At 69.1% G+C, this 19,856-nt stretch carries 19 protein-coding genes; 8 read left to right on the top strand and 11 right to left on the bottom strand.

Annotation, left to right across the window (positions count from 1 at the left end; translation table 11 throughout):
- The first annotated feature begins 318 nt into the window (after positions 1-318).
- Positions 319-831 carry a CRISPR-associated endonuclease Cas3'' gene (locus tag EPA64_RS16720; protein ID WP_246026697.1) on the top strand — a complete coding sequence of 171 codons (513 nt, stop codon included), beginning with the start codon at positions 319-321 and terminating at the stop codon, positions 829-831.
- 314 nt (positions 832-1,145) lie between these two features.
- Here EPA64_RS16720 and EPA64_RS17085 read toward each other — a convergent pair whose 3' ends face one another.
- The 3 genes from EPA64_RS17085 to EPA64_RS09285 all read right to left on the bottom strand — a co-directional run bounded on the left by EPA64_RS17085 (position 1,146) and on the right by EPA64_RS09285 (position 4,296).
- A complete protein-coding gene (locus EPA64_RS17085) occupies positions 1,146-1,406 on the bottom strand; it encodes a hypothetical protein (RefSeq protein ID WP_134726198.1) in 261 nt (86 codons plus the stop codon).
- Positions 1,407-1,597: 191 nt separating this feature from the next.
- A complete protein-coding gene (locus tag EPA64_RS09280) occupies positions 1,598-1,861 on the bottom strand; it encodes a hypothetical protein (protein ID WP_134726029.1) in 264 nt (87 codons plus the stop codon).
- A 182-nt stretch (positions 1,862-2,043) separates the two neighbouring features.
- Positions 2,044-4,296 (bottom strand): adenosylcobalamin-dependent ribonucleoside-diphosphate reductase, encoded by a 2,253-nt coding sequence (locus EPA64_RS09285; RefSeq protein ID WP_134726031.1) that lies wholly within the window; start codon positions 4,294-4,296, stop codon positions 2,044-2,046.
- A 211-nt stretch (positions 4,297-4,507) separates the two neighbouring features.
- Here EPA64_RS09285 and EPA64_RS09290 point away from each other — a divergent pair, with 211 nt between their 5' ends.
- Positions 4,508-4,858: a hypothetical protein gene (locus EPA64_RS09290; protein WP_134726033.1), complete on the top strand. Its 351-nt coding sequence runs from the start codon at positions 4,508-4,510 to the stop codon at positions 4,856-4,858.
- A 37-nt stretch (positions 4,859-4,895) separates the two neighbouring features.
- Here EPA64_RS09290 and choV read toward each other — a convergent pair whose 3' ends face one another.
- Genes choV through choX form a run of 3 tightly spaced genes read right to left on the bottom strand, consistent with a single transcriptional unit; the run spans position 4,896 to position 7,690 of the window.
- A complete protein-coding gene (choV, locus tag EPA64_RS09295) occupies positions 4,896-5,900 on the bottom strand; it encodes a choline ABC transporter ATP-binding protein (RefSeq protein WP_134726035.1) in 1,005 nt (334 codons plus the stop codon).
- On the bottom strand, positions 5,897-6,745 hold the full coding sequence (gene choW / locus EPA64_RS09300; RefSeq protein ID WP_134726036.1) for a choline ABC transporter permease subunit: 849 nt from the start codon (positions 6,743-6,745) through the stop codon (positions 5,897-5,899). The genes choV and choW overlap by 4 nt, the downstream gene beginning before the upstream one ends.
- Before the next feature lie 3 nt (positions 6,746-6,748).
- Positions 6,749-7,690, bottom strand: a complete 942-nt coding sequence (choX, locus tag EPA64_RS09305; RefSeq protein ID WP_134726038.1) for a choline ABC transporter substrate-binding protein — start codon at positions 7,688-7,690, stop codon at positions 6,749-6,751.
- Between the two features lie 85 nt (positions 7,691-7,775).
- Here choX and betI point away from each other — a divergent pair, with 85 nt between their 5' ends.
- The 3 genes from betI to betA are packed head-to-tail and all read left to right on the top strand — an operon-like array spanning position 7,776 to position 11,480.
- A complete protein-coding gene (gene betI, locus EPA64_RS09310; RefSeq protein ID WP_134726040.1) occupies positions 7,776-8,348 on the top strand; it encodes a choline-binding transcriptional repressor BetI in 573 nt (190 codons plus the stop codon).
- Positions 8,345-9,790 (top strand): betaine-aldehyde dehydrogenase, encoded by a 1,446-nt coding sequence (betB, locus tag EPA64_RS09315; protein ID WP_134726042.1) that lies wholly within the window; start codon positions 8,345-8,347, stop codon positions 9,788-9,790. Before betI ends, betB begins: the two co-directional genes overlap by 4 nt.
- Positions 9,777-11,480: a choline dehydrogenase gene (gene betA, locus EPA64_RS09320; protein WP_134726044.1), complete on the top strand. Its 1,704-nt coding sequence runs from the start codon at positions 9,777-9,779 to the stop codon at positions 11,478-11,480. Before betB ends, betA begins: the two co-directional genes overlap by 14 nt.
- A 194-nt stretch (positions 11,481-11,674) precedes the next feature.
- Here the strand turns inward: betA and EPA64_RS09325 are convergent, their stop codons facing one another.
- Together EPA64_RS09325 and EPA64_RS09330 are read right to left on the bottom strand one after the other, a co-directional pair.
- Positions 11,675-13,753 carry a hybrid sensor histidine kinase/response regulator gene (locus tag EPA64_RS09325; RefSeq protein ID WP_246026699.1) on the bottom strand — a complete coding sequence of 693 codons (2,079 nt, stop codon included), beginning with the start codon at positions 13,751-13,753 and terminating at the stop codon, positions 11,675-11,677.
- Between the two features lie 49 nt (positions 13,754-13,802).
- Positions 13,803-14,975: an RsmB/NOP family class I SAM-dependent RNA methyltransferase gene (locus tag EPA64_RS09330; RefSeq protein WP_134726199.1), complete on the bottom strand. Its 1,173-nt coding sequence runs from the start codon at positions 14,973-14,975 to the stop codon at positions 13,803-13,805.
- A gap of 225 nt (positions 14,976-15,200) precedes the next feature.
- On the opposite strand from EPA64_RS09330, the gene recA reads away from it, so the two are divergent.
- Positions 15,201-16,271, top strand: coding sequence for a recombinase RecA (gene recA, locus EPA64_RS09335; protein WP_134726047.1), 1,071 nt, complete (start codon positions 15,201-15,203; stop codon positions 16,269-16,271).
- A 782-nt stretch (positions 16,272-17,053) separates the two neighbouring features.
- Here recA and EPA64_RS09340 read toward each other — a convergent pair.
- Complete coding sequence (locus EPA64_RS09340; RefSeq protein ID WP_134726049.1) at positions 17,054-17,788, bottom strand: response regulator; 735 nt, start codon at positions 17,786-17,788, stop codon at positions 17,054-17,056.
- A 140-nt stretch (positions 17,789-17,928) separates the two neighbouring features.
- On the opposite strand from EPA64_RS09340, the gene mce reads away from it, so the two are divergent.
- A complete protein-coding gene (mce, locus tag EPA64_RS09345) occupies positions 17,929-18,333 on the top strand; it encodes a methylmalonyl-CoA epimerase (RefSeq protein WP_134726051.1) in 405 nt (134 codons plus the stop codon).
- Positions 18,333-18,599 (top strand): DUF1467 family protein, encoded by a 267-nt coding sequence (locus tag EPA64_RS09350; RefSeq protein WP_134726052.1) that lies wholly within the window; start codon positions 18,333-18,335, stop codon positions 18,597-18,599. Before mce ends, EPA64_RS09350 begins: the two co-directional genes overlap by 1 nt.
- Here the strand turns inward: EPA64_RS09350 and EPA64_RS09355 are convergent.
- Positions 18,574-19,272: an EI24 domain-containing protein gene (locus tag EPA64_RS09355; RefSeq protein ID WP_246026701.1), complete on the bottom strand. Its 699-nt coding sequence runs from the start codon at positions 19,270-19,272 to the stop codon at positions 18,574-18,576. The two genes, EPA64_RS09350 and EPA64_RS09355, sit on opposite strands and share 26 nt — an antisense overlap.
- The gene (locus tag EPA64_RS09360; RefSeq protein WP_134726054.1) at positions 19,269-19,838 is read right to left on the bottom strand and encodes a nitroreductase family protein; all 570 of its coding nucleotides are present in this window, start codon (positions 19,836-19,838) and stop codon (positions 19,269-19,271) included. The genes EPA64_RS09355 and EPA64_RS09360 overlap by 4 nt, the downstream gene beginning before the upstream one ends.
- Positions 19,839-19,856: the final 18 nt, after the last annotated feature.

Here is a 19,856-nt window from a genome sequence, read left to right on the forward strand (position 1 = left end):
GGAGGCCGAGGGTGGCGACGCCCCGGCCAGCGAGCCGACCGCGCCGGACAGCGCCGGCGGGACGGAGCAGCCGGCCGGGAACTGACGCAGGCCGATCGGGCGGGCTGTTGCCCGCCGATCGGCACGGCGCAAGCAGCCCGCAGGGCACGCCGCGACGTCCCGCGTTTGATGCAGGATATGTGCCTTCAAGACGGGCCGAAGGTGGTCGGGGCACATTCCATCCAAAAAATCGCGGGCTGGATGCGGGTTGTCTTTCCTTCCAGAAAAATGGCGGCCTAAGTGAATGGAATGGCGGCATCGCGTCACAGACAGGATTTCATGTCTTCCCATCTGCTGGACTGGCCGGGAAAAAGCGCGCGGGATGGCGGGCCAGAGCATCCTGCCCTTTATCACATGCTCGACGTGGCCGCCGTTGCCGAGCAGTTGCTGCGCCCCAGTCCTTTACCCGCCGAATGGAAGGCGGCCTTTGTTCTTCTGATTGCCCTCCATGACCTGGGCAAGATCGGGGCGGGCTTCCGCGCGATGATCCGCGAGGGTAAGCCGCAGGCCGCGCGGCACTGGGAACTGACCGAAGCCTGGCTGCTGGGCGATGAGGTGCTGGAAAACCGCCTAGCGGTAGCCCTGCCGCAGATCGTAACGGAACTGTTCCCCGCATGCGCGGGGATGAACCGTGCCCCCGTGTTACTGGTCGGGGGGCTGGGTCTGTTCCCCGCACGCGCGGGGATGAACCAAGGGGTTCATATCAGTAGTTGGAATTTCCTTTATGGATGTTCCTTGCGCAAGAGACGTGACGTTATTCCGATTACCCCGCAGGCAATGTATTCAAGGTGAACTTCCGTTGGCAATGGTGGTGAAGTCCTGACTGGCGCAGGGAGATTTCTTAGTGGTGTTGATTTTGCGAACCCCAGCTCGCGATGCAATTAGAATAGTTTCATCATGGATCATGGTGGTTGCAGATACAGTCACTGCATCGTCTGTAATTCGCCCAGTAATGGACGGCTCAGTTGCAGTGTGCTCGGAAACATCAGGCTGGGGATCAAAGGAATCGATCCAGGCCTAGTTGCTGTGACCAGTATCCGGGGTGCCGCTACCATAGAATACACCTAAGAACATTGACCGCACGTAGGCCGTGGTTCGACTTGGAATCAGTTATCAGAAGAAACTGCTGCAGCATCGTCTAACTTCCAGACTTGGACCCGCTCTTCTCTCTGGATGGCCCGTTGGCCGTCAAGGCTCGCAACAATCTGGCGAAAGCCATCGAAGATGAAGGCAGGATCAAAGGGTTGATCGGTTCCATGAAGCTCGCCTTCGCACGCCTTATTGAGCCAGCCGAGGATACGGCTTATAAGCCGAGCGGCCGTGTAGCTTGAGCGAACATCCTGCCACGGTCGGTCATCGATGCAGATTGCGGCCGACCAGCGCCGGCCCTAGAAATCTGATGGGGAGTGTCTGGGAAGTCGTCTCTCAGAACGAATACGATTCAATCTTGCGGTGTGAGTGGCGAGGGCAGGTCCGGACGGCGCGCACGAGCCACAGCAGCCGACCCTTGCGGCTCGCGGCGGGGGGCCAGCGCATCGTCCTCAAGAAGGCATTCCGCCTACAAGGCCGTCGATTCACCGCGGGCGAACTCGGCCGAAAAGGCTGCGCCCCGCAGGTCGTATTTGCGCCATTCCGCGGAGTGGATCGCGTTCCGGCGCAGGTGCGGAAAATCTGCAGCGGTGACCTCGCAGAGCCGGCTGAGCGCCTCGTCGGTCCCCTTCAGGATCTCATTAAGCGGAAGCTCGATGTCGTTGAGGAAGGGCACGATCTGCTCGCCGGTGTGGACAGCCGCCAGCCTGGTCGCCCAAGACATGACCTTCATTCAGCTGAATGGGAAAGCGGCAGCCGTAGGTGCGCCGGTAGCTTTCCGAAGATCGACCGCCAGAGGGAGGGTATTCTGATGCCGTTTGCTCAAGGACCGACCGGTGAAATCTTTTGCCGAGCGAAAGGAAGCACTATGCCCGGCAAAAGAGCTTTATCCGCTGCCGGGACACCCCCCCCATCCTACCCGCACTTGCTGTGGCCGCAGGTCGGGCAGGTCATGCAGCCCTCGACCATCCGCATTCCGGGCGCGCCGCAGGCGGGGCAGCTGGGGCCGCGGGGGCGGTCGGCAGCGGCTTCGGCCGTGGGGTCGGATTTCAGGCCGGCGCCCTCGGCGGCAAGAAAGCCGATGGCGACCATGTGGCGTTCGATGACGCCGCCGATCGCGGCCAGGATCGAGGGGACATAGCGCCCCTCCATCCACGCGCCGCCGCGTGGGTCGAAGACGGCCTTCAGCTCCTCGACGACGAAGCTGACGTCGCCGCCGCGCCGGAACACGGCCGAGATCATCCGCGTCAGCGCCACGGTCCAGGCGTAGTGCTCCATGTTCTTGGAATTGATGAACACCTCGAACGGGCGGCGCTGGCCCGCGTCCACGATGTCGTTCAGCGTGATATAGATCGCGTGTTCGCTGCCCGGAAACTTCAGCTTGTAGGTCGCGCCCTCCAGCGCCTGCGGGCGGTCCATCGGCGCGTCAAGATAGGCGGGGGCGGGCGCGGGGGCCGTGTCGGCGGGCTTGTCCGCCGCGACCGACAGCACCGATCCGGTGACGTCGTTGGGGCGATAGGTGGTGCAGCCCTTGCAGCCCTGGTCCCAGGCGGCAAGGTAGACGCCCTTGAAATCCTCGAAGGAAATATCCTCGGGGCAGTTGATCGTCTTGGAGATCGAGCTGTCCACCCAGCGCTGCGCGGCGGCCTGCATGGCGACATGATCCAGCGGCGACAGGGTCTGCGCGTCCACGAAATGGCCGGGCATGGGCGCGTCGCCCATCCGTTCGCGCCACAGGGCGACGGCGTAATCGACGACCTCTTCCTCGGTCCTCGTGCCGTCCTTTTGCAGCACCTTGCGGGTATAGGCGTGGGCGAACACCGGCTCGATCCCGGAACTGACGTTGCCGGCGTAAAGGCTGATCGTGCCGGTCGGGGCCACGCTGGTCAGCAGGGCGTTGCGGATGCCGTGGGTGCGCACCGCCGCGCGCACGTCATCGTCCATCCCCTGCATGAAGCCGGACGCGAGGAACGCGTCCGCGTCGAACAGGGGGAACGGCCCCTTGTCGCGGGCCAGATCGGCGCTGGTCAGATAGGCCGCGCGCGCGATCCGCCGCATCCACTCACCCGTGGCCGCGACCGCGTCGGGCGCGCCATAGCGCAGGCCCACCATCATCAGCGCGTCGGCAAGCCCGGTCACGCCCAGCCCGATGCGGCGTTTCGCCCGCGCCTCTGCCGCCTGCTGGGGCAGCGGAAAGCGGCTGGCGTCCACGACGTTGTCCATCATCCGCACCGCGGTCGCCACCAGCTCGTCCAGCGCGTCCAGATCCAGCGCGGCCTCGGGGCCGAACGGGTCGGTGACAAGCCGCGCCAGATTGATCGACCCCAGCAGGCAGGCGCCATAGGGCGGCAGGGGCTGTTCGCCGCAGGGGTTCGTCGCGGCGATCTGTTCGACGTAATGCAGGTTGTTGGCCGCGTTGATCCGGTCGATGAAGATGACGCCCGGTTCGGCATAGTCATAGGTCGCGCGCATGATCCGGTCCCACAGCGCGCGGGCGCGCACCGTGCGGTAAACGGCGCCGTCGAACAGCAGCGGCCAGTCGCCGTCGGCGCGCACGGCGTCCATGAAGGCGTCCGTGACCAGCACCGACAGGTTGAACATCCGCAGCCGGGCGCTGTCCTGCTTGGCGGCAATGAACGATTCAATGTCGGGATGGTCGCAGCGCATGGTGGCCATCATCGCGCCGCGGCGCGACCCCGCCGACATGATCGTGCGGCACATCGCGTCCCACACGTCCATGAAGGACAGCGGGCCGGAGGCGTCGGCGGCGACGCCCTTCACCTCGGCCCCGCGGGGGCGGATGGTGCTGAAGTCGTATCCGATGCCGCCGCCCTGCTGCATGGTCAGCGCGGCCTCGCGCAGCGCCTCGAAGATGCCGCCCATGCTGTCGGGGATGGTGCCCATGACAAAGCAGTTGAACAGCGTCACGCTGCGGCCGGTGCCCGCGCCGGCCAGAATGCGGCCCGCGGGCAGGAACCGGAAATCGGCCAGCGCGGCGTAGAACCGCTCCTCCCACGCGGCGGGGTCGGCCTCGACGCTGGCGAGGTCGCGGGCGACGCGGCGCCAGCTTTCCTCGACCGAGCCGTCCAGCGCCGTGCCGTCGGCGTCGCGCAGGCGGTATTTCATGTCCCAGATCTGCTCGGCGATGGGGGCGGCAAAACGGGTCATGCGGGCGTCCTGGCGGCTGTTGTTCAAGGGGCAGGGTTGACGTCATGCCCCAAGCGGGCGGCAGCGTAAAGCTGGACGTGACCCGACCCGGCGTCATGCCCCCCCGGCGGCGCGGGGGCGCGGGGGCGCGGCGGCGCTGCCAAAATGTCGCGTTCCCAGAATCCTAGTATTTCAGTAAGTCAATCGCACGCAATGCCAAGGAGTTTCCGGCATGACCCCCAAGCTGACCCTTGCCCTGTGCCTGCTTGCCGCGCCCGCGCTTGCCTCGCAGCCCGGCGAATACAAGACCGGCCCGCAGACGGAACACGTCGCGGCCCCCATCAACCTGGCCCCGGCGCGGCCCGTGCCGATGGCGGTGATGAACTATGCCACGTTCGAGGCGACGGTCGATCACGCCGACCTGGCCGACTGCCCGCCCGCGATGGCGCAGCCGGGCCGGTTCTGCCGGCTGGTCCTGCACGGCGAGGCGCTGCACGTCTTCGGCTTTTCCGAGGACGGCGACCAGCCGTTGCAGGCGGTGATGGAGCTGCCGGTGGACAGCCTGCAGTTCGCCGCGCACTAGGACCGTCAGCGGCGCGGGTCGTCAGCAGCGCGGGCCGTCAGCGGCGCGGGTCGATCAGCCGTTCCAGCACCGATCCGCGCGTGATCCGGCCGCCGCCCGCCAGCGGCAGCGCCTCGGTCCCCGACAGCGCGGCCATCACCTCGCGGGCGGGCATCTCTCGCGGCAGCGGTATGCCCGCGGCCTCGCCCGGCTCGGCCAGGTCGGCTGCGGTCAGGACGGCCATCGGGTTCATGTGGGCTACGAACTCCTCGACATAGTGGCTGACCGGGTTCTGGATGATCTGGCGCGCGGTGCCGACCTGCACGATGCGCCCCCCCTCCATCAGGGCGATGCGGTTGCCCAGCTTGAACGCCTCGTCTAGGTCGTGGCTGACAAAGATGATGGTGCGGCGGTATTTCTGCTGCAGTTCCAGCAACTCGTCCTGCAGCCGGGCGCGGATCAGCGGGTCCAGCGCGCTGAAGGGCTCGTCCATCAGCAGGATCGGCGCCTCGGTCGCGAAGGCTCGGGCCAGGCCCACGCGCTGCTGCATCCCGCCCGACAGATCGCCCACCCGGCGGTCGGCCCAGTCGGCCAGCCCCACGGTCGCCAGCTGGTCGTCCACCCGCGCGCGGCGCTCGGCCTTGGCCATCCCCGCCAGTTCCAGCCCCAGCCCCACGTTCTCGCGCACGGTGCGCCAGGGCAGCAGGCCGAACTGCTGGAACACCATCGCCACGTGGCGCAGGCGGATCTCGCGCAGGGTTTTCGCGTCGGCGTTGGTCACGCTGACCATGCGCCCGTCGGCCAGCAGCCGCACCTGGCCCCGGCAGACGGGGTTCAGGGCGTTGACCGCGCGCAGCAGCGTCGATTTGCCGGACCCGCTGAGGCCCATCAGCACCACGATCTCGCCCTGCGCGACGTCCAGCCGGCAGTCGTGGACGCCCAGCACCTGCCCGGTTTCGGCGCGGATCGCGCCACGGTCCAGCCCCTGGTCCATCAGCGGCAGGGCCGCCTGCGGGCGGTCGCCGAACACGATGCTGACGTCCTCGAACTCGACCGCGTTCATGCCCGGCCCCCGAACTTCAGCATCCGGTCCAAGATGACGGCCACGACGACGATGACGAAGCCGCTTTCGAACCCCATCGCGGTGTTGACGCTGTTCAGCGCCCGCACGACCGGCACGCCCAAGCCCGACGCGCCGACCAGCGCCGCGATGACGACCATTGACAGCGACAGCATGATGGTCTGGTTCAGCCCGGTCATGATCTGAGGCAGCGCGCTGGGCAGTTCCACCTTCCACAAAAGCTGGCGGGGGGTGGCGCCAAAGGATCGCGCCGCCTCGACCAGTTCGGTGGGGGTCGACGCGATGCCCAGATGGGTCAGGCGGATCGGCGCGGGCAGCACGAAGATGACGGTTGCGATCAGCCCCGGCACCGCCCCGATGCCGAAGAACACGATCGCCGGGATCAGATAGACAAAGGTCGGCAGCGTCTGCATCAGGTCCAGCACCGGCTGCATCCAGGAATACAGCCGCGGCCGGTGGGCGGCGGCGATGCCCAGCGGCACGCCCACCGCCATGCAGACCACGCCCGCCGCCAGCACCAGGGTCAGCGACTGCATCGTTTCGTCCCAATAGCCCTGGTTCAGGATGAACAGCAGCCCCGCCGCGACCAGCAGGCAGGTGCCCAGGTTGCGGCGGATCGCCCAGGTCAGCGCCGCGGCCAGCGCGGTGAAAACCAGCGGATGCGGGAACTCCAGCGCGCGTTCAAAGGCGGCGATCAGCCCTTCCAGCGCCGCCGCGACCGAATCGAAGAACGGCGCCGCGTTGGCCTTGAGCCAGTCGAAGACGACCTTGGCCGTCCTGCCGACCGGCAGCTTGTGGTCCGTCAGCAGCGCCGTCACCCACTCCATCCGTCAGTCGCCCAGGGCCGCGGCCAGCGCGGCGGCGGCGTCGCCCCCGTCAAAGGTCGTCACCCCGTCCAGCCAGGGCGCGGCCGCGTCCGGGTTCGCCTTCAGCCAGGCCGCGGCGGCGTCGGGCGGCTGCTGGCCGTCGTTCAGGATCGCGCCCATGACCTCGTTCTCCATCGGCAGGGTGAATGCCAGGTTCTGCAGGAACTTGCCCACGTTCGGACATTCCGCGGCATAGCCCGCGCGGGTGTTGGTGCGCACCTCGGCCCCGCCAAGGTTCGGACCGAAGACCTCGTCGCCGCCCTGCAGATAGGTCAGCGTGAACTGGCTGTTCATCGGGTGCGGTTCCCAGCCCAGGAACACCACGGGCTTGCCCGCCGCGTCGGCGCGCTGGACCTGCGCCAGCATCCCCTGTTCGGAACTTTCGACGATCTCCCACGTCCCCAGGCCGAACTTGTCCTGCGCCACCATGTCCAGCAGCAGGCGGTTGCCGTCGTTGCCCGGCTCGATCCCATAGATCTTGGCGTCCAGCGCGTCGCCATGCGCGGCGATGCCGGCGAAATCCGTGATGCCAAGGTCTGCGCCGGCCTTGTTGGTGGCCAGCGTATACTTGGCGCCGGTCAGGTTGGTGCGGACGGTGTCCACGGTTCCGGCCTCGGCATAGGGGCGGATGTCGGCCTCCATCGTGGGCATCCAGTTGCCCAGGAACACGTCGATATCGTCGGTGGACAGCGCCGTATAGGTGACGGGAACCGACAGCACCTTGATCTCGGTCTCGTATCCCAGCGCCTGCAGCACGGTGGTCGCCAGCGCCGTCGTCGCCGTGATGTCCGACCAGCCGACGTCGGAAAAGCGGACCGCCTTGCAGCTTTCGGGTTCGGCGGCGGTCGCGGGGCCGGCCAGCGCGCCGGTCAGCGCCAGCGCGGCGAGGGTGCGGCGGAATGTCATGCGGTTTTCTCCCCGTGTTGTTGATTGACTAGTCAATTAAAGATGCGCTAGGCCCGCTTGGCAACCATTTCCTGCCGGTGAGCCCATGCACAAAGCTGGCGCAGAGCCTATCCGAAAGGCGGCGCTGATCAACGCCGCAATCGCCGTCGTCGGGCGGGCGGGGTCGCTGGACGTGACGGTGGCGCAGATTGCGCGGCACGCGGGCATGTCGCCGGCGCTGGCGCATCATTATTTCGGGTCCAAGACCCAGATGTTCCTGGCCGCCATGCGCCACATCCTGTCGCGCTATGCCGAAGGGGTGCGGGCGGGGCTGGCGCAGGCAGGCCCGGATGGGCGCGCGCTTGCCATCGTGCGGGCCAGCTTTTCGGGCGGGAACTTTGAACGGGACGCCGTTGCCGCGTGGCTGAATTTTTACGCGCTGGCCCTGACCGACCCGCAGGCGGCGCGGCTGCTGGCCGTCTATCACCGCCGGCTGCGGTCGAACCTGGTCCATGCGCTGCGCCCCCGGTTGGGCGACCGCGCCGTGCCCGTCGCGGCGACGCTGGGGGCGCTGATCGACGGCGTCTATCTGCGCGCGGTGCTGGAACAACGCAGCGACCCCGATCCCGACCGCGCCACCGCGCTGGTCGCCGATTACCTGAACGAGGTGCTGGCATGAGCCATTCCGTCCAACCCGCCGCATCCCTGTGGATCGACGGCGCCCCGGTCGAGGGGCAGGGCGCGCCGCTGACCGTCCGCTATCCCTACACCGGGGAGACCATTGCGACCCTGCACGAGGCCAGCGCCGCGCAGGTCGCGCAGGCCTGCGCCGCCGCCGCTGCTGCCCAGCCCCCCTGGGCCGCCCTGCGGCCGGTGGACCGCGCCCGCGTCCTGTCCCGCGCCGCCGCCATCATCCGCGACCGGGCCGAGGAGCTGGCCCGGCTGGAGACGCTGGACACCGGCAAGCCGATCCAGGAAACCCGCGTCGCCGACTGGCCGTCGGGCGCGGATGCGCTGGAATATTTCGCGGGGCTTGGCCCCACGCTGACCGGGCAGATGATCCCGCTGGGCGACGACTGGGCCTATACGCGGCGCGAGCCGCTGGGCGTCGTCGCGGCCATCGGCGCGTGGAACTATCCCAGCCAGATCGCCTGCTGGAAGGCCGCGCCCGCGCTGATCATGGGCAACGCGGTGGTGTTCAAGCCCAGCGAGGAAACCCCGCTTGGTGCGCTGGAACTGGCCGCGATCCTGGCCCGGGCCGGCCTGCCCGCAGGGCTGTTCAACGTCGTGCAGGGCGCGGGCGCGGTGGGCGCGGCGCTGGTCGGCGATCCGCGTGTGGCCAAGGTCTCGCTGACCGGGTCGGTGCCGACGGGGCGGCGCGTCTATGCCGCCGCGGCCGAGGGGATGCGCCACGTCACGATGGAGCTGGGCGGCAAGTCGCCGCTGATCGTCTTCGACGACGCCAGCCTTGATGACGCGGTCGGCGCGGCGATGCTGGGCAATTTCTATTCCTCGGGGCAGGTCTGTTCCAACGGCACCCGGGTCTTTGTCCAGCGCGGGCTGTATGACGCCTTCCTCGCCCGGCTGGCCGAACGCACCTCGGCCATCGTCGCGGGCGATCCGCTGGACGAGGCGACGCAACTGGGCCCGATCATCTCGCCCGCGCAGGCGGGCCGGATCCGCGCCGCCATCGCCACGGGCCAGGCCGAGGGCGCGCGGCTGGTCTGCGGCGGGCCGGGGCAGGGGGCGTTCGTGCCGCCGACGGTGCTGGCCGACGCCACCGACGCGATGTCCGTCGCCACGGACGAGATCTTCGGCCCGGTGATGACCGTCCTGCCCTTCGACACCGAGGCCGAGGCGGTCGCCCGCGCCAACGCGACCATCTATGGCCTTGCCGCCGGGGTGTTCACCCGCGACCTGTCGCGCGCGCACCGGGTCGTCGCGGCGCTGCAGGCGGGGACATGCTGGATCAACGCCTATAACCTGACTCCCGTCGAGATGCCGTTCGGCGCGATGAAGATGTCGGGGTTCGGGCGCGAGAACTCGGCCGCCGCGATCGACGCCTATTCACAGGTCAAGTCCGTCTATGTCGGGATGGGGGCGGTCGATGCCCCGTATTGACGCCCGCCGTGGCGGCCCCGCGGCCGAGGTCGCTGACTATGTCATCGTCGGCGCGGGTTCGGCGGGCTGCGCGCTGGCCTATCGGCTGGTCATGGCCGGGCGCCGCGTCGATCTGGTCGAATACGGCGGCAGCGACGCCGGACCGTTCATCCAGATGCCCGCGGCGCTCAGCTATCCGATGAACATGCGCCGCTATGACTGGGGTTTCCAGTCCGAGCCCGAGCCGCATCTGGGCGGGCGGCGGCTGGTCACGCCGCGCGGCAAGGTGCTGGGCGGCTCGTCCTCGATCAACGGGATGGTGTTCGTGCGCGGCCATGCCCGCGATTTCGATCACTGGGCCGAACAGGGCGCGGCGGGCTGGGCCTATGCCGACGTGCTGCCCTATTTCAAGCGGATGGAGACGTGGCACGGCGACGATGGCGAGCCCAGCCCGTATCGCGGCACCGACGGTCCGGTCCACGTGACCCGCGGCCCGCGGGCGAACCCGCTGTTCAACGCCTTCATCGAGGCGGGCGCGCAGGCCGGCTATCCGGTCACCGGCGACTATAACGGCGCCCGGCAGGAAGGCTTCGGCCCGATGGAGGCCTCGATCTGGCAGGGGCGGCGCTGGTCGGCCGCCAACGCCTATCTGCGCCCGGCGCTGGCCACGGGGCGGCTGCGGATCGTGCGCGCGCTGGCGGAACGGGTGGTGTTCGACGGCAACCGTGCGGTCGGGGTCGCGGTGCGCCGGGGCGGCGTGCGCTGGACGGTCGCGGCGCGGGCCGAGGTGATCCTGTCGGCCAGCAGCATCAACACCCCCAAGCTGCTGATGCTGTCGGGGATCGGGCCTGCCGAACACCTGCGCGGCCACGGGATCGAGGTTCTTGCCGACCGGCCGGGGGTCGGCGCGAACCTGCAGGATCATCTTGAAATCTATATGCAGTATCAGGCGATCCTGCCGGTCACGCTTTACAAGCACTGGAACCTGTGGGGCAAGGGAACCATCGGGGCGCAGTGGATGGCGACCGGCAAGGGCCTGGGCGCGTCGAACCAGTTCGAAAGCTGCGGGTTCATCCGGTCGCGCGCAGGCGTCGATTACCCCGACATCCAGTATCATTTCCTGCCGCTGGCGGTGCGCTATGACGGCAAGGCGGGGATCGAGGGGCACGGATTCCAGGCGCATGTCGGCCCGATGCGGTCGCCTTCGCGCGGGACGGTGCGGCTGCGATCGCCCGACCCGGCCGAAACGCCCGAGATCCGGTTCAACTATATGTCGACCGCGCAGGACTGGGCCGACTTCCGCGCCTGCGTGCGGCTGACCCGCGAGATCTTCGCGCAGCCGGCGTTCGCCCCCTATCGGGGCGAAGAGATCCAGCCCGGCCCGCAGACCGGAAGCGACGACGAGATCGACGCCTTTATCCGCGACCATGCCGAGTCCGCCTATCATCCCTGCGGCACCGCGCGCATCGGTCGCGCCGATGACAGGCTGGCCGTGGTCGACCCGGAACTGCGGGTGATCGGCGTCGAGGGGCTGCGGGTGGCGGACAGCAGCGTCTTTCCCCGCATCACCAACGGCAACCTGAACGCGCCCAGCCTGATGGCGGGCGAGAAGGCCGCCGACCACGTGCTGGGCCGCGGCATGCTGGCGCCCCTGAACCTGCCGGCGGACATCGCGCCCGAATGGCGCGACCGCCAGCGGCGCAGGGCCTGAGGTCGCTGTGGCCGCTTGCATCGGGCGGCCGCAACCCGGCTGCGTGGCGGGCCCAGCCCCTGGGCACTTGCGTTGCGGACCGGATGCGGCCCGCCGTGGCCTTCTGGGGGGGCCTTTCGGCGACACGGCGGCCATCCGCCGCAGCCCGGCTGCGTCGCGGGTCGGTCCATCTGCCGGTGCCGGTCGCCGCACCCTCAGCCAACCGCCGCAGTCTCGGCTGGGACGGCCGGCCCGGGAAGGCCCGCCAGGTGGTTCTCGACGCTGGCGATCAGTTCCGACAGCGAAAACGGTTTGGGCAGGAACAGCGCCCCGGGGATCGGCGAGGACGCGTCGGACAGCGTCACCTCGCTGTAGCCGGACACGAAGATCACCTTGGTGCCGGGCCGGTCGCGCAGCGCAGCCCGCACCCAGGTGGGGCCGTCCATGCCGGGCATGACCACGTCCGTCACGAACAGGTCGACCGCCAGCCTGTCATCCTTCAGCAGGTCCAGCGCGCGTTCGGCGCAGTCCGCCTCGACCACCTCGAACCCCCGCAGGCGCAGCGCGCGCGCGGCAAAGGCGCGGACCGCGCCCTCGTCCTCGACCAGAAGGACGCTGCGCTGCCGGTCCTGCAGGGTCGGATCCTGCACGACCGGCTGCGGCGCGGGCACCGGGTCCGGCGTCGCCATCGCCTCGCGCTTTTGCGAAGGGAAGAACAGGGTGAATGTCGTGCCCTCGCCCACCGTGCTGTCGCAAAAGATAAAGCCGCCGGTCTGCTTGACGATCCCGTAGACCGTCGACAGGCCCAGCCCGGTGCCCTCGCCCTGCCGCTTGGTGGTAAAGAACGGATCGAAGATCTTGTCGATCTGATCGGGCGCGATGCCGCATCCCTCGTCCGAGACGGTGACGCGGACATAGTCGCCCCGGGGCAGGCTGGCGCGGTCCATCGCCTGCGCGGCGCCCAGCCGGACATTGTCGGTCCGGATCACGATCTCGCCGCCGCCCGGCATGGCGTCGCGCGCATTGACGACCAGGTTCATCAGCACCTGTTCCAGCTGCCGCTTGTCGGCGCGGATCGGCCGCAGCGCGGGATCGTTGGTAAAGGTCAAAAGCACCCGCTCGCCCACCAGCCGGTTCAGCAGATGGGTCAGGTCCGACAGCGTGTCGCGCAGGTCGAGGATCTGCGGCTTGAGCGTCTGCTTGCGCGAGAACGCCAGCAGCTGTTCGACCAGCGCCGCCGCGCGGTTGGCGTTCTGTGAAATCTGGTGCAGGTCGGCGTAATCCGGGTCGGTCTTGTCGCGCCGCAGCATCAGCAGGTCGCAATGTCCCGTGATCGCCGTGAGCAGGTTGTTGAAATCATGGGCGATTCCTCCGGCCAGCTGGCCGATCGCCTGCATCTTCTGGCTTTGCACGAACTGCGCCTCAAGCGTCTTGATCGCGCTGGCGTCGGTCAGCACGGCCACGGCGCCGCCGGTGCGGGCGTCGGCGGCCAGCGTGACCTGGACATGATTTTCGCGCCCCTCGGCCTTGCAGCGCAGAACCTCGCCGCGGCCGATGTCGCGGCCTTCCCGCACCTCGGCGACCCAGTCGGCCAGCGGCCGCCCCGGCCCGTCCAGCAGATCGCCCAACGGCATGCCCGGGGCGACCGGGCCCAGCAACGCGATCGCCGCATCGTTGGCAGTGGTCACAAGACCCTGCGCGTCCAGTTCCATCAGCGCGACCGGCAGCCGCGCAAAATCGGCGCCGTGGGCCGCGGGGGCCGGGATCGCCGGTTCCGCCGGCGTGTCGGCGGGCGTCAGCTGCCAGATCTGCGCGGCCGATCCGCCGATGCGCCGCGCCTCGATCCGCCCGCCTGCGGCCAGGTCCAGCGCCGCCGGGCGGCGTTCGTGCGCGCGTGCCAGCATGGAGGACGCGACGCGGTCCGGCGTCGCAGTGAACCTCGCGACCAGCGCCCCGACCTCTGCGCCGACGACGTCCAGTGACGCGTGGGCGTCGTCGGTCTGAGCGTGGATGCGCCCGTCCGGCGCCACGACCCACGCCAGACCCGCCGCCGGCAAGGACCGGACCGCCCGGTTCAGGTCGCGCCGCCGCTGCAGGATAATGGACAGCTGACGCAGCGACAGCATGCCCCCCAGCAGATACCAGCCGCAGGCGACCGAGCCGGCGATGACCATCCAGCGTCCCGGCGGGTGGCCCGGCAGCACGGCCAGCATCACCGCGCCGATCGCGACCGGCAGCATCAGCAAGGGCAACAGCGCCACGCCGCGGGCCGGAATGTTGGTCCGTTCGGTCATCGACACCTGTCCCCTTGACCCGATTCGCATCAGACTAGCCGCACGCGGGTTAACCGCCGGTTAAATCGCGAAGGATCGCGTGAAAGAACCCATCCGGCGACGCCTCGCCCGCGCCGGGACGCTGGGACAGCGACGATTCCAGTGCAAACCGCTGATGCGCCGAAAGAAACCGAGAGATTACCCCTTGGTTTTCGGCCGCGAACAGCGAACAGGTCATGTAGACCAGCCGCCCACCCGGCCTAAGATATTGCGCCGCATTTTCCATAATCTGCAGCTGCGTGGCCGGAAAACTGTCCAGCTGCTCTGCGGAAAGGCGCCATTTCGCATCCGGCGTGCGCCGCCATGTCCCCGATCCCGAACAGGGCACATCCGTCAGCACGACATCATATCGCCCGTCCGGCCCGCGGTCCGGCGCACGGTTGATCGTGGCTCCCGTGCGCCGGGCGCGGGCGGGCAGGTCGCGCATGCGCGCGGGGCTGGCGTCCCAGGCCGTCACGCTGGCGCCGCGGGCGGCCAGCGCCAGCGCCTTGCCGCCGCCGCCCGCGCAATAGTCCAGGACCGTTGCGCCCGGCGCCAGCGGCACGGCGGCGCAGGCGATCTGCGGTGCCAGATCCTGCAGCTCGACCAGCCCGTCGCGAAAGGCGCGCGACGACTGCAGGCCGCGCTCGCCCGCCGTCACGCGCAGGGCGGTCGGGCACTGCGTCGCCGGCTGCGTTTCGATGCCGTCGCGCGACAACATACCGGCGGCCTGGCTGGCATCCGTGCGGGCTGCGTTGATGCGCAGCCAGACCGGCGCGCGGTGGCGCAACGCCTCGGCCACGACGGGCAGGTCGGGGCCGAGCTCCGCCGCCAGGCGCTGCGCGACCCAGTCGGGCAGGTCCAGCGCCTCGGCCGGGGTCGGATCGCGCCCCCCCTCGCGCTCGGCGACGGTCAGGGGGGCGGGGGCGTGGCCGTGGCCGGTGAACAGCTCGTCCGGCGGGGTGCCGGCGGCGCGCAGCAGGCCAAGGATCAGGCCGCGGCCGGTCGCCGAGCCGCCAAGAGCGCCAAGCGAGCGGCGCCGCCGCAGCGCCGCGAAGACAAGATCGCGCACCGCGGCACGGTCGCCAGAACCGGCGAAGCGGCTGGAGCGGGACCACCGGATCAGCGCCGCCTCGGCCGGGGCGCCGTCCAGGATGACGTCAAGGATCTCGATCGCGGCCTGGGCGCGGGCTGCCGGGGTCACGGGTGCCGGGTGAAATACTGCATGGCTTGTCATGCCACCGCCGGATGCGGTGAACAAGCGCTGCGGCGTCAATGAATTCTTAAGATTTGCCGTGCATTCATGCGGCAGGCAATGCGATTCCGCTTGCGATTCAGCGGGAACGATCTAGAACATTGCGGGAACAAAGAACCGTGCGCGCGATTGTGCGACACGCGGCGCTGGCATAAGGTCGGGAAAGGCAGGAACATGGCAGGGGCGAGCATCTTGAAAATGGACGAAAAGCGCAGTGCCGACCGGCAAAAGGCGCTGGACAGCGCCCTGGCGCAGATCGAACGGCAGTTCGGCAAGGGCTCGATCATGAAGCTGGGCGCCGACAATCCGGTGGCCGAGATCGAGGCGACCTCGACCGGTTCGCTGGGGCTGGACATCGCGCTGGGCATCGGCGGCCTGCCCAAGGGCCGCATCATCGAGATCTTCGGCCCGGAAAGCTCGGGAAAGACCACGCTGACCCTGCATGTCGTGGCCGAAGAGCAGAAAAAGGGCGGGGTCTGCGCGTTCGTCGATGCGGAACACGCGCTGGACCCGCAATACGCCAAGAAGCTGGGCGTGAACCTGGACGAATTGCTGATCAGCCAGCCCGACACGGGCGAGCAGGCGCTGGAGATCGTGGACACGCTGGTTCGCTCCGGCGCGGTCAGCCTGGTCGTGGTCGATTCCGTCGCGGCCTTGACGCCCAAGTCCGAGATCGAGGGCGACATGGGCGACATGCAGATGGGCAGCCAGGCCCGTTTGATGAGCCAGGCGATGCGCAAGCTGACCGCCTCGATCGGGCGGTCGAACTGCATGGTGATCTTCATCAACCAGATTCGCATGAAGATCGGCGTCATGTTCGGCAACCCCGAGACGACCACGGGCGGCAACGCGCTCAAGTTCTATGCCTCGGTGCGCCTCGACATCCGCCGCACGGGCTCGATCAAGGACCGCGACGAGGTCGTGGGCAACTCGACCAAGGTCAAGGTCGTCAAGAACAAGGTCGCCCCGCCGTTCAAGCAGGTCGAGTTCGACATCATGTATGGCGAGGGCATCTCGAAGGTCGGCGAGCTGATCGATCTGGGCGTCAAGGCCGGCGTGGTCGAGAAATCCGGGGCGTGGTATTCGCACGGCGACGAACGGATCGGGCAGGGGCGCGAGAACGCCAAGCAGTTCCTGCGCGACAATCCCGCGGTGGCACTTGCCATCGAGGACAAGATCCGCGCCAGCCACGGCCTGGAATTCGGCGCGGACGCCGAGGACGGCGAGGATCTGACGGAAGACTGACGGCAGGGCGGCGACCGCGCGTCCGCTATGGCGGGCGCGCGGTCGCCCTTGCCGGATCGCGGCTGCCGGGTGGCAGTCGCATCCCGTTGGTTGCACAGGCCCAGACGCGCGGACAGCCGGCAGTGCGGGGGTGCGTTGTGGCTGGAACAGACGTCGCGCCCGCCTGGGGGCTGCGGCGCTGGACTCTCGCCGCTGGGGCGACGTGCTTTCAGAACCACTCGACCAGAGGCGCTGTCCGGCGGCTTTGGTGCCGCGTCCGCGGTGTTCCACATTTTGCCTGCATAGCAGGTTCCGGCAGCGGGCGGGCAGTGTCCGGGGTTCCGCTTGCCGATGAGCGCCGGATCACGGTCAATGTGCCAACGCCCCGATGGTTCTGCCGCAAGCCAACGGGACAAGCCGCCCAATCGTCTCGCGGCCCTTTGCGCGGTCGCCGCACGCGGGCGGTCGCGCAGCCCGCGCGTCCACGGCAAGCGGGCCGCCGCGGTATCGAACCCGAGCAGCACCCTCGGCCAACGCAACCGCGCCCATCGGAAACCTCGGCTGAATAGCCAGCTTTCGCGGCGCGATACCGAGCGCCTGATTCTGGCCCAACCGCGTCAATCGGATATCTGGCTGAATAGCTGGCCATCAACCTGCCGTCGCCGTTAAAGCGGACACCAGCCGATGAAGGACACGGACCGCGGTCCACGCACCGGCAACCTGCAATCGCAGGATCACGGGGCTGCGCACGCCAACGCGAAAAAGATCGAACCGTCCACAACGGGTGTCGCGGCGCGGCCCGCCTAGATTGCGCCCACCGCCGACAGCCGGTCCTGGACCAGCCCGCTGATGCGGGCAAGGTCGGCGGCAAGCGCGCGGCCTGCCGAATGGTCGCGAGCCAGCGCCGTGGCGGCATCCTCCAGCGGGCGATCGCGGGACGAGCGGGCGACGCCGGCCAGAAAGCGGGCGATATAGTCGATCGCGCCCGTGTCCTCGGCCGCGGCCAGCACCTCGGCCACGTGGGCCAGATCGTCGCGCAGCGCGCCGGGGTCGGGCGACACGATGTCGTCGGGCAGCAGCCGGGGCCCAAGCGGACGGGCCTCGGCCGGCAGCGCCTCGAGGATGAGGTGCTGGAACAGCGCCAGGCTTTCGATGGGTTTTTCGATGAAACCGTCCGCGCCAGCGGCCATCGCCACGGCCTTGTTGTCGGGATCGCCCGACATTCCCAGCACCACGGGCACGCGAGGGTCCAACGCCGACATCTGCGCGATCAGGTCGGCCCCGTTGCCGTCCGGCAGGCCCATGTCGATGATGACCACGGCGGGCCGATAGGTCTGCAGATGGCGCGCGGCGGTCCGCAGGCTGTCGGCGCGACGGATCCGCGCGCCCGAGCGCAGGCAAAGCAGGCGGACGGCCTCGGACGCGAAACGCGAGTCCTCGACCACAAGCACGGTCAACCCGGTCAGCGGCCGGCCGGGCAGGGCGGCGCGCCACAGCGGGATGGCGTCGTCGCGGATGGCTGTCTCAGTTCGGTGCATGGCGTTTCCTTCCCGAATCGCGCTTGATCCAAGGCTAGCGGCATCAGTGCTAACGTCCGGTTAATGCCACCCGGACGGCAGGTCTTTCCCCCGGCGCCGCCCGGCCCTATTGAGGGGCCGGATCGCAAGGGGAAATTGCCATGATCGGTCGCCTGAACCATGTCGCCATCGCCGTGCCGGACCTGCAGGCCGCGGTCGCGCGATACCGCGACACGCTGGGCGCCCGTGTCGGCGCGCCGCAGGACGAACCCGACCACGGCGTCACCGTCGTCTTCATCGAGCTGCCGAACACCAAGGTCGAGCTGCTGTATCCGCTGGGCGACAACAGCCCGATCCGGGGTTTTCTGGACAAGAACCCGACCGGCGGCATCCACCACATGTGCTTTGAGGTCGACGACATCCTGTCCGCCCGCGACACGCTGAAGGCGCAGGGCGCCCGCGTGCTGGGCGGCGGAGAGCCGAAGATCGGCGCCCACGGCAAGCCGGTCCTGTTCCTGCACCCCAAGGATTTCGACGGCTGCCTGATCGAGCTGGAGCAGGTCTGATGTCCCTGACCGGCGGCCTGGTGCTTTACGCGACGCTGTGGTTCCTGTCGCTGTTCCTGCTGATCCCCTTCGGCCACCGCAGCCAGGCCGATGCGGGGCGGGTCGTCCCCGGCACGCCCGAGGGCGCCCCCCACGATCTGCGGGTCGGCCGCCTGGCGGTCATGGCCACGCTGCTGTCGCTGGCGATCTTCGGCCTGATCGTGGCGGTCATCTGGTCGGGCTGGATCACGCGCGACCACATCATGCAGTTCGGCCACCGCGGCTGAGCGCGTGGAACAGATGGGTAAAGGCTGACGCCGCCAGCACCGGAACCACGATGTTCAAGACAGGCACGGTCAGCAGCAGCGCGATGCCGACACCCAGCGCGGTGACGGTTCCGGCGCGCGCGCGCCGCAGCGCATCGGCCTGCCCGGCGTCCAGGTGGCGGCGCGCCGCCAGCGAAAAGAACTCGCGCCCCAAGAGCCAGCCGTTCGCGCCATAGAACACGACGGGCGCCAGCGGCCCGACCAGCGGCGTCAGGATCAGACCGACGACGCCGACGATCACGACCGCCCCCAGGATGACCAGGGAATCCAGCAGGCCATCGACGAAATCCAGCGATCGGCCGGGCGGATAGCCATGCGCCGCCTCGACCGTTTCGGCCACCCGTTCCGAGAACAGGCCTGCGAAGGCCGCGGCCACGGGGGCGGCCAGAAACAGGCTGATGACCGGCAGCAGCGCAAGCGAGCCCCAGGACAGCGCGCCATTCACGGGAATATCGCCGATCCAGGGCAGCGCCAGCGTCTCGGGGCCCCAAGCGCGCAGCGCCCAGAACAGGGCGACCTGCAGCGCGACGAACAGCGCCAATGTCAGCCCCACCCCCAGCACCACGACGCCGAACACGCGCGGGCGCAGCAGGTCCAGCCAGCCCAGCACCAACGCGCGAAGGGCGGCGATCACAGGAACACCGTCTTGGCCGCCACGTCCGGCCGGGGCCGGTCGGGGATCGCGGCCGGTCCGGGGCGGCCGATGTGGATCAGGCCGACGATCCGCTCGTCCCCGGTCACGCCCAGGTGGGTGCGGGCAAACTCGGGCTGGGCCGCGGGTCCGGTCAGCCAGGCCGCGCCAAAGCCCGCGGCCAGCGCGGCATTGACCAGCGACAGGCAGACGTTGCCCGCCGACAGGAACTGTTCCCATTCCGGCACCTTGGCGTGCGGCGCGGGGGATGACACCACCGCGACGATCAGCGGCGAGTCGAAGGCCGACCGGGCCTTGTCCACCGCCGCCGCGTCGCCGCCCTGCGCGGCGACCGCATCGGCCAGCGCCGGGGCCAGCCGGTCCAGCGCCGCGCGTTCCAGCACCACGAACCGCCACGGTTCCAGCTTGCCGTGGTCGGGCACCCGCGCGGCCAGCGTCAGCAGGTCCGCCAGCTGATCCCGGTTGGGGCCGGGCGCGGCCAGCGTCCGGGGCGGGTGCGACCGGCGGTGGCGCAGGAACTGCAGCGCCTCGGCTGAGAGAGGGGTCATCGTCGGTCCTTTCCGCAA

Source organism: Paracoccus luteus (assembly GCF_004522155.1).
Taxonomy (GTDB): Bacteria; Pseudomonadota; Alphaproteobacteria; order Rhodobacterales; family Rhodobacteraceae; genus Paracoccus; species Paracoccus luteus.